Genomic DNA, 8,380 nt, shown 5'->3' with positions numbered 1-8,380 from the left:
GCCGGTGTATTCGAGTTCGGAGAAGGTCTTCTGCACGCGCGTAACGCTCACGGAGAGGGTGGTTGGTTGAAGGTACTCAGTGTGCCAAGGGTGGGGACGGTTGGCTATTTTTGCAGCGTCTCCCTAATAAACGTTATTACCCTGTGGCTCTTTAGTTAGACGAGTGAACATTTTTTATGGTTTCGATGATCGGTGATGGAATTTTTTCGTTGCCACAGAACATGGCGGCGCGGGCGGATGCTGGCGCGGTGACGGCGGCTGGACGGCGCAGTACATCGCCATCCGCCAGTGACTGCAACGAGCCGAAGCCTGGCGGCCGTGGCGAGCCTATGCAGCTCAGCAGCTTTGGACTTCGTTGAGCCATTCGGACTGAGACGATTCCGAGAACGGGGGTAGCCATTTCATTACTAGACCGAGCTCAGACACAAATCATGTGTATGACACAGTTCTAATGTGGGAGCGGGCTTGCTCGCGAAAGCTATTTGCAGGTCACCACCACTGCGCCCGGTGCGAACCCAATTCCCCGGCCGGAATCGTCCATTGCAGTGGCGTGCCGGTCATTTTCAATGGCACCTGCAAACGATGCGCTAGGCCCCATGAAGTCTGCTCGACCAACATGCCCTGATCACCTGCATCTTCTGCCCGCAAAGGCTCCTGCGTATTGACCTGACCATGCTCCAGCAACAACTTCGCGGTGCGTGCCAATGACAGGCGCGCCGAACTGCAGTGGCCGTTACTCAAGCGCTCAGTCAGTGCGCGAATCGCGCTGGCGGCCATCAGGTAGCCAGTCCCGTGATCCAGTGCCTGGACCGGCAGGGGTGTGGGTATGTCGGTTTTTTTCCAGTGCATGCCAGCGTCGGCGATGCCGCTGCTCATCTGCACCAGGCTGTCGAAGCCCCGGCGGTTTTGCCAGGGGCCGCTCCAACCATAGGCGTTGAGGCTGACGTCAATCAGCCCCGGAGCGATGTTCTGCCGATCATCTTGCCCGTAACCAAGGCATTCCAATGCGTCGGCGCGGTAGCCATGAAGCAGGATGTCGGTGTCTTTGAGCAGTGCTTCAAACACGGCGCGATCAGCATTGTCGTGCAGGTTCAGCCGGGTGCAGCGTTTGCCTAACGTGACTTCGGGGATCACACCCGGTTCGTTCCAGTCCGGCGGATCGACGCGCAGTACATCGGCGCCGAGCCCAGCCAGGAAGCGGCTGGCGATCGGGCCGGCGAGGACGCGGGTCAAATCCAACACCTTGATTCCGGCCAGCGGTTTAGCCACTGAACCTTGCCATGTTTTTGCGGTTTCGTGGATGTTCGCAGCGAAGTGGATCAGCGGCTCGGCATTCACCGCCACGCCTTGGGGATGGGTTTGCCATTGCTCCCAGGAACGCATCTCGGCCGCGCAACCTCCGGCATCGACGACGGCTTGTTCCAGCTCGGTTTTGCCCCATTGGCTGACTTTGGCGGCCATCGTCGCTCGATCAGCGCACTGGCCCAGAACACGCTCGGCGCTGGCGCGGTGATGCGGTGCGTTGGTGTGCAGACGGATCCAGCCATCGCCGGTGGCGTAGTCGCCGGCAATCGGGTCCCAGAGAGGCGGGACGCTCCAGCCGACGGGGCGCAGCGAAGTGGCGAACCAGAAGGACGCCAGACGCCGGTCGACTTCCAGCGCGGGCAAGCGGCCGGTCTGTCTGCAAAGGAGTTCGGCGACGGCAAGGCCTGCGGCAGCGATGCTGGCGCTGGCCAGATCGGTGACGGCAAAGGCTGAGGGCAGGGCGCCGGTTGCGGTGAAACGGATGGCTTCAGGGGGGTGCGGTAAGCCGAGTGCAGCATGAATGGACGTCAGAAAATCAGTCATCAAAGGCCCTCCGGGAGAGAGGGCCATTGCAACCTAAAACGGGGAGGTCTGTCGAGATGACTCACGCAGTGCTGAAGTCGCCATGATCCCGTAGCAGCTGCCGAAGGCTGCGTTCGGCCGCGCAGCGGTCGTAAAACGGCATACCGCGATTCTGCAGATGAATCACGGACGGCCAATTACGAGCGCTTCGCACTCGAACGCAGCCTTCGGCAGCTGCTACGGGATATGCGTTGTTACACCCGAAACTGATCCATCAATTTCATTTGCTGCGTCGCGAGGGCGTTCAACTGACCGCTGATCTGTGCCGATTCGGTGGCTTGTTCGGTCAGGGTTTCGGTCACGGTACGGATCGCCGAGACGTTGCGGTTGACCTCTTCGGCCACGGCGCTTTGCTGTTCGGCGGCGCTGGCGATTTGCAGGTTCATGTCGCTGATCACCGTCACTGCATCGCTGATTTTGCTCAAGGCCTGCACTGCTTGTTGGATTTGCCCGGCGTTGCTGTGGGCCTGGGTCTGGCTCGAATGCATGGTGGCGACCACGCCACGGGTGCCGCTTTGAATGCGTTCGATCACCAGGCGGATTTCTTCTACCGAGTCTTGGGTGCGTTTGGCCAGGTTGCGGACCTCATCGGCCACCACTGCGAAACCGCGACCGCTTTCCCCGGCGCGCGCCGCCTCAATCGCGGCGTTCAGAGCCAGCAAGTTGGTTTGCTCGGCGATGCTGCGGATCACCTCCAGCACCGAACCGATCTGCTCGCTGTTGACCGCCAGTGCTTCGACTTCGGTCACTGCTTTGCTGACTTCTTCAGCCAGTTGATTGATGTCGCGGGTGCTGCGTTCGATGATCGACATCCCGTCCTTGGCCGATTGATCGGCACCGCGTGCAGCGTTGGCGGCATTCGAGGCACTGTTGGCGACGTCGTGGGCGGTGGCGCTCATTTCGTTGGAGGCAGTGGCGACCTGGTCGATTTCGCGGAACTGCACTTGCATGCCTTCGCTGGTCTGGCGGGCGATTTCCGAGGACTGATCGGCAGTGCCGCGTGCTTCGGTGATGCTTTGCTTGATCTGCGAGATGGTCGGTTGCAGCTTGTCGAGGAAGCGGTTGAACCAGCTGACCAGTTCGCCCAGTTCATCTTTCTTGCTGTACTGCAGACGCTGGGTCAGGTCGCCGTCGCCGCTGGCAATCGCCTTGAGCATTTGCGCAACGCTGTTGATCGGCCGGGTCACGCCCGACGCGGTAAGCCAGATCAGCAGCAGACCGAGCAGGCCGGCACCGCTGGCCACCAGCAATGTTTTGATCGTGCCGCTGGACTGCGCTTCGTCGAGCACTGCCCGCAGCTTCACCGAATCGGCGAGCAACACCTGCTGCGGCAAGTCGACCACTACGCCCCAGGCCCTGGAGTCGGCAATCGGGCTGACCGGGTAGACGGCGCGAATCAGGTCGCCTTGCTTGAGGATTTTCGGCGAGTTGTTGCCGAGCAGTTGCAGGACGTCCTTACCCTCTGCGCCGAGGGTTTCTCCGATGTTTTTACCGACCTTGCTGGCGTCAGCGCTGTACGCGGCGAGCACGCCACTGCCAGAGACGATCAGCATGTGCCCGGCGCCGTCAAACAGTTCGCGTTGGGAGTCATTGGCAGCGGCTTGCAGCGAGTCGAGGGCGATGTCCAGGCCGACCACGCCGATGGCCTTGCCATTGACCAGCAAGGGTACGGAGATGGTGGTCATCAGCATTTCTTTGCCGGCGACGGTATCGGCGTATGGGTCGAGCAGGCAGGTTCGCTTGCTGTCGCGTGGACAGGTGTACCAGATGTTGTAGGGGGTACCGCTGAGGTTGAGGGTGGTTTTGGTCATGTCGTCTTCGACCATGACCGTGTTGATCCCAGTGCCACCCGCGCGGCTCCAGTAACTGGCGAAACGCCCGGCTTCGTTGGACACGTGAGCCGCATCGTTGGCGAATTCGCTGTCTTTGCCGTCGAGGGCATTGGGTTCGAAGGTCAGCCAGACGCCCAGCACTTTGCTGTTGCGTTCAAAAGCGGTTTTCAGGCTGTGGTTGAGTTCTTCGCGCAGCGCCGAAGCTTCCAGTGAGCGCTTACCGGCCATGACCCGCAGGTCGCTGATCTGATCAGCGAGGGCGGTTACCACTGCCAGGCTTTCGCCAAAGGTCTTCTGCACCCGTACTGCTTGCTCGGCGGCCTTGGCCTGGAGCAGGTTTTCGACGCTGCCGGTGAGCATCCTGGTGCTGGATGCGCTGATGGTTTGATCGTTCTGATGGGTCTGGTAGATGTTCATACCGACGATCAGACCGACCACGCCGAGCAGGCACAGACCGGACAGCAGGACGATTTTCAGGCGGATGGAGAGAGAGTCGAACATAAGGCGATCTCGCGAACAGACGGGTGATTAGCTGTGAGTCGGGCGACTCGTATCGCCAAGTCCATTCAGCGCCATCCCTGAACCATCGGCTTACAAGTGTTTTGCATGAGGGAAAGCCGATGAATGGTCGTCGGGTTGTCAAGATAGGAGACGCATCGGATGGGGGGATTCTGATCGAGGGTCTATGTCGCTTGATTGGGCGCCTCGCGAGCAAGCTCGCTCCTACAGGGGATCGGTGCTTGTGTAGGAGCAGGGGTGTTGTGGCTCTTGCCCGCGATGAAAACGGAGCGGTATTTCAGGATGGTTGGGGTAGTGACTCCGGTCGCGACCAGATCCACATATTCCCCAGGCTCATACCGGTAATGGCGAGGTAGATCGGCCAGCTGTGCTCGAGGATTGCCAGCATCAAAGCGGCGCAGAGCAGCATGCTCAGCGTGGCGCTGACCTTGGCCCTACGGGCGATGATTTTACCGTTGCGCCAGTTGCTCAGGATTGGCCCGAACAGCCGATGGTTTTCCAGCCAGGCACTCAGGCGCGGCGAACTCTTGGTCGCAGCCCAGGCGGCCAGCAGGATGAATTCGGTGGTCGGCAGGCCTGGCACGACGATGGCGATCAGACCCAGCGCCAGGCTGGCGTAGGCCAGCAGGCCAAAGAGGAGGCGGGCGAGTTTTGAGGTGGGCAGGGATGGGCGGGTCATAGGCTTGATTGTATCGGCTCTTTTGAAACATCTCCGAACCCTGTAGGAGCATGTCCGATTCAGGCTAGTTCAGGTGCTGTTGCGTACGCCTGTTCCAGCAACACGGTGAAGCGATTGAACGCGTCGACCGCGCCTTTCTCTACATCAGCTTCTTCTTCGTCGCTGAACTCCAGCCTGTCGAGGGTTTTGATAAAGCTCTTCCAGCCTTCGGCGCGACCACCGGCCGGCTCGCCAAGGTGACGGGCACCGAAGGTGTCGCTCAGACCCAGGCTGACGGCACGCTTGATCAAAAAAGCCGCACCGAGTTTCGAGCCCTCGGAAACGAAGATCCAGCCCAGGGCTTGGGCTTTGCTCGGGTTTTCAATCGCACCGGCGACCGCCGCCGGTACGTCTGTCTCAAGGTCGGCGAGGTCAGCCTTGGCCTGCTCGGCGCGGCAGCGAACCGGCAGGTCCGGGACGATGTTGATCAGCTCGGCATCGTTGTACAGAGCGACCAGTTCCGACTGGAACAGGTACTGGGCCACGACGAACCGAGCGAAGTTAGCCTGTGTTTCGAACGGTGCGTGGGCTTTGACCAGCGCGTCGAGTTTGCTGTGAGGTTCGTTTGTGATCTGGTTCAAACGCTGGGAGCGCAGGTTTGGGCGCTGGGCTAAGTCCTGAGTGGTCATGAAGATGTCCTTGAGAATGAGTGGCGCTTTGTAACTAGACGAACTAGAAGACGTGGCAGCGTAAAAAATATTCACTGCGCTGCCTGCTTCTCTATAAGGAGCGCGAGCGCAGTGAAGGTTTCAGGTCAGATATCCCAGACCAGATTGATCGCGAAGTTACGACCCGGCTGAGTCAGTCGATCGAGGTTGGCGGGGCTGAGTACCGCGGCTTCGCCGACGCTGTCGTAGCCGCGCACGTCATCCCACAACCAGTACTTCTTGTCGGTCAGGTTGTACAGGCCAGCGTTGACGGTGACGTCGTCGGTGACCTTGTAGAAACCGCTGAGGTCGAGAAGGCCGAAGCCTGGTGACTTGAACTGGGTGCTGACGCCGTCCGGCGACTTGAAGTTGCTGTCGTCGACGCGGTCTTTCTTCTTGACCAGTGTCCAGCTGAGCAAGGCGCCGTAGTTGTCTTGATCGTAGCCCAGGCCAAACACGCCGGTCAGCGGGTTGACGCTGTTGATCGGCTCACCGGTGTCGTTGTTGCGACCGTGGGCATAGGCCACCGAGCCCTGGCTGTAGAGGCCTTGCGGTGCGCCAAAGGCATCCAGTTGCAGGCGACCCTTGACCTCGATGCCCTTGATGGTGGCGTGCTTGATGTTGTTGGTCTGGAAGGTTTTCTCGGTGTAACCGGGTTTGATCGCGTCTTCGTTGATGAAGTCGCGGTATTTGTTATAGAACACCGCCACGTCGAACGAGCCGGACTCGAAATTGCCGCGCAGACCGGTTTCGTAGCTTTGGCTTTTTTCGGGTTCCAGGTCTGAGTTGGGTTCGACGATGTAGTTTTCGCTGAGGTTCTCAAAGCGGCCATACAACGCCTTGGCTGATGGGGTGCGGAAACCTTCGGCGTATTGACCGTACCAGGTGTACTGATCGCTCAGGGCGTAGGTCAGTCCGAACTTGGGCGACACGCGGTGCCAGGTTTTGTTTTCGTCGCTGACGGAGCCTTTGCCATCGGCGGCGACAGTGTTGAGGAATTCCTCAGTGATGTGCGGTTTGAGCTGGGTGTAGTCGTAGCGCAGGCCCGGGAGGAAGGTCCAACGGTTCCAGCTGATTTGATCCTGAGCGAACAGGCTGTAGGTGTTGATGGTCGGGTCCGGGAAGTCACTGGATTTCACCAGGCGGTCCTTCGGGCTGTCGGCACCGACCGCTGTGCAGCCAAGGCCGATGGCGAGGCAGGTGCCGGAACCTTCGCGCGAGCCGGTGACCTTCTGTTGTTTCACTGTGGTGCCGTAGGTCAGCAGGTGCGCGGTTTCGCCAATGCTGAAGGCTTTGTCCAATTGTGCGTCGAGCACCCACTGCTGCTCTTCATAGAGCGTGTCGCGCGAGCGCATCACATTGCGGCTGAACGGGAAGTAGTTTTCCAGGGTGCTTTGGTCGGTCTTGGCAATCTGGTAGTTCAGGCTCCACTTGACGTGATCAGCCAGAGCCGTGTCCAGCGCAAACAAATGATCAACGCCGAAACGCTCTCGGGTAACGGTATCGTTACCGGTACGCGAACGGTACATGCCCTGGCCCTGGCCCTTGTCGAACGGGCCACCGACGGCGCTTTTCTGATTGGTATCGCGATCATCCTTGTACTTTTCGTAGGTCAGGCCCAGACGCGAATCTTCATTGTAATTCCAGCCCAGTTTGGCCAGCACGTTGGTGGTACGTGCGTCTTCCGGGTTGGCAGCAGTGCGGTCGAGGCCGGTGCCGTTGTTGCTGCCGAAGGAGTCGGTTTCATGACCGTCGCGCTGACTCAGGTGCAGCAGGCCGTCGAACTGATCGATGCGGCCGGCGACAGTGCCGGACTTCAGCCAGCTTTCGTCGGCAGAGTTGTAGCCGGTCTTCAGGCGCGCACCGAAGTCCTGGCCGGGTCTGATAATGTCGTCCGGGTCGAGGGTGAAGTAACTCACCGCACCGCCAATGGCGTTACTGCCGTAGAGCACCGATGCCGGGCCGCGGAGGATCTCCACGCGTTTGACGATTTCGGGGTCGACGTAATTGCGCTGGGTTTTGGCGTACGGGCCGTTGAAGAATCCGTCGGGGACTTCGACGCCATCGACCTGGGTCAGTATCCGGTCGCCATCGATGCCACGAATGTTGTAGCCGGTGATGCCGCCACGTTGGCCGGCACCGCCCACCGACACACCCGGCTCGTAGCGCACCAGTTCCTTGATGGTGTTGACGTTCTGCCGGTCCAGCTCTTGACGGTCGTGGACGGTGACGGTGCTCGGCACGCTGGTCACGTCCTGTGCCTGACGGGTGGCGCTGATGGTCACCTGTTGCAGGGCCAGGACGCCGCCGGTACGCCTTTCCAGAACGATGTTGTTGTTACCGAGCTTGCGATAGCTCAGGTTGGTGCCCACTAGTAGCCGGTCCAACGCCTTTTCCGGCGGCAGCGAGCCGCGCACGCCAGGCGATGCGACGTCTTCAGCGAGTTCTGCCGGCAGGCCGACCTGCCAGCCAGTGACGGCGGTAAAGGCATTCAGTGCCGACACCAACGGTTGCTGGGCGATGGCGAAGGTGTAATCGCCCATGTTGCGGGTCGGTTGCTCGGCTGGGGTGGCGGCCATGACGGGTGTGGCTTGCGCGCAGGCCAGGATGGCCGCGGTGAGCAAGGACAGCGTGCAGTTTTGCAGGCGTGCAGAAGATGAAGAGGACCGGCTGTTGAGGCGAAAGGACATCGATAACGCTCCGTGTCGCACGAATCTTATAGGTGCAGATCAGCATTCAAAATGCGAATCAATTGCATTGGCTATAACGAGACGTTC

General features: G+C 60.1%; 5 protein-coding genes and 2 pseudogenes. 1 reads left to right on the top strand and 6 read right to left on the bottom strand.

Features of this window, described 5'->3' with window-relative positions:
* Window positions 1–176: 176 nt before the first annotated feature.
* Window positions 177–251, top strand: a pseudogene (locus ACZYSM_RS25365) (hypothetical protein); the annotation flags it as partial.
* 238 nt (window positions 252–489) lie between these two features.
* On the opposite strand, the gene ACZYSM_RS25360 reads toward ACZYSM_RS25365, so the two are convergent.
* From ACZYSM_RS25360 to ACZYSM_RS25335, 6 genes and pseudogenes are all read right to left on the bottom strand, one after another.
* Window positions 490–1,848, bottom strand: coding sequence for a CoA transferase (locus tag ACZYSM_RS25360; RefSeq protein WP_489075779.1), 1,359 nt, complete (start codon window positions 1,846–1,848; stop codon window positions 490–492).
* Window positions 1,849–2,081: 233 nt separating this feature from the next.
* Window positions 2,082–2,837 carry a methyl-accepting chemotaxis protein gene (locus ACZYSM_RS25355; RefSeq protein WP_489075787.1) on the bottom strand — a complete coding sequence of 252 codons (756 nt, stop codon included), beginning with the start codon at window positions 2,835–2,837 and terminating at the stop codon, window positions 2,082–2,084.
* A 102-nt stretch (window positions 2,838–2,939) separates the two neighbouring features.
* Window positions 2,940–3,947, bottom strand: a pseudogene (locus ACZYSM_RS25350) (methyl-accepting chemotaxis protein); the annotation flags it as partial.
* A 568-nt stretch (window positions 3,948–4,515) separates the two neighbouring features.
* Window positions 4,516–4,917: a YbaN family protein gene (locus ACZYSM_RS25345; RefSeq protein WP_489075777.1), complete on the bottom strand. Its 402-nt coding sequence runs from the start codon at window positions 4,915–4,917 to the stop codon at window positions 4,516–4,518.
* A 59-nt stretch (window positions 4,918–4,976) separates the two neighbouring features.
* Window positions 4,977–5,585 carry a biliverdin-producing heme oxygenase gene (locus tag ACZYSM_RS25340; protein ID WP_489075775.1) on the bottom strand — a complete coding sequence of 203 codons (609 nt, stop codon included), beginning with the start codon at window positions 5,583–5,585 and terminating at the stop codon, window positions 4,977–4,979.
* Window positions 5,586–5,710: 125 nt separating this feature from the next.
* Window positions 5,711–8,293, bottom strand: coding sequence for a TonB-dependent receptor (locus ACZYSM_RS25335; RefSeq protein WP_489075773.1), 2,583 nt, complete (start codon window positions 8,291–8,293; stop codon window positions 5,711–5,713).
* Window positions 8,294–8,380 lie beyond the last annotated feature (87 nt).

This window comes from Pseudomonas sp. F220, assembly GCF_057813935.1.
The sequence above is the reverse complement of the archived record's forward strand: the minus strand, read 5'-3'. Positions and strand labels throughout refer to the sequence as shown.

Bases quoted from the DNA above. Each gene is read 5' to 3' on its own strand.
- ACZYSM_RS25340 (WP_489075775.1), bottom strand. From the start codon at position 5,585: ATGACCACTCAGGACTTAGCCCAGCGCCCAAACCTGCGCTCCCAGCGT.
- ACZYSM_RS25355 (WP_489075787.1), bottom strand. From the start codon at position 2,837: ATGCAAGTGCAGTTCCGCGAAATCGACCAGGTCGCCACTGCCTCCAAC.
- ACZYSM_RS25360 (WP_489075779.1), bottom strand. From the start codon at position 1,848: ATGACTGATTTTCTGACGTCCATTCATGCTGCACTCGGCTTACCGCAC.
- ACZYSM_RS25345 (WP_489075777.1), bottom strand. From the start codon at position 4,917: ATGACCCGCCCATCCCTGCCCACCTCAAAACTCGCCCGCCTCCTCTTT.
- ACZYSM_RS25335 (WP_489075773.1), bottom strand. From the start codon at position 8,293: ATGTCCTTTCGCCTCAACAGCCGGTCCTCTTCATCTTCTGCACGCCTG.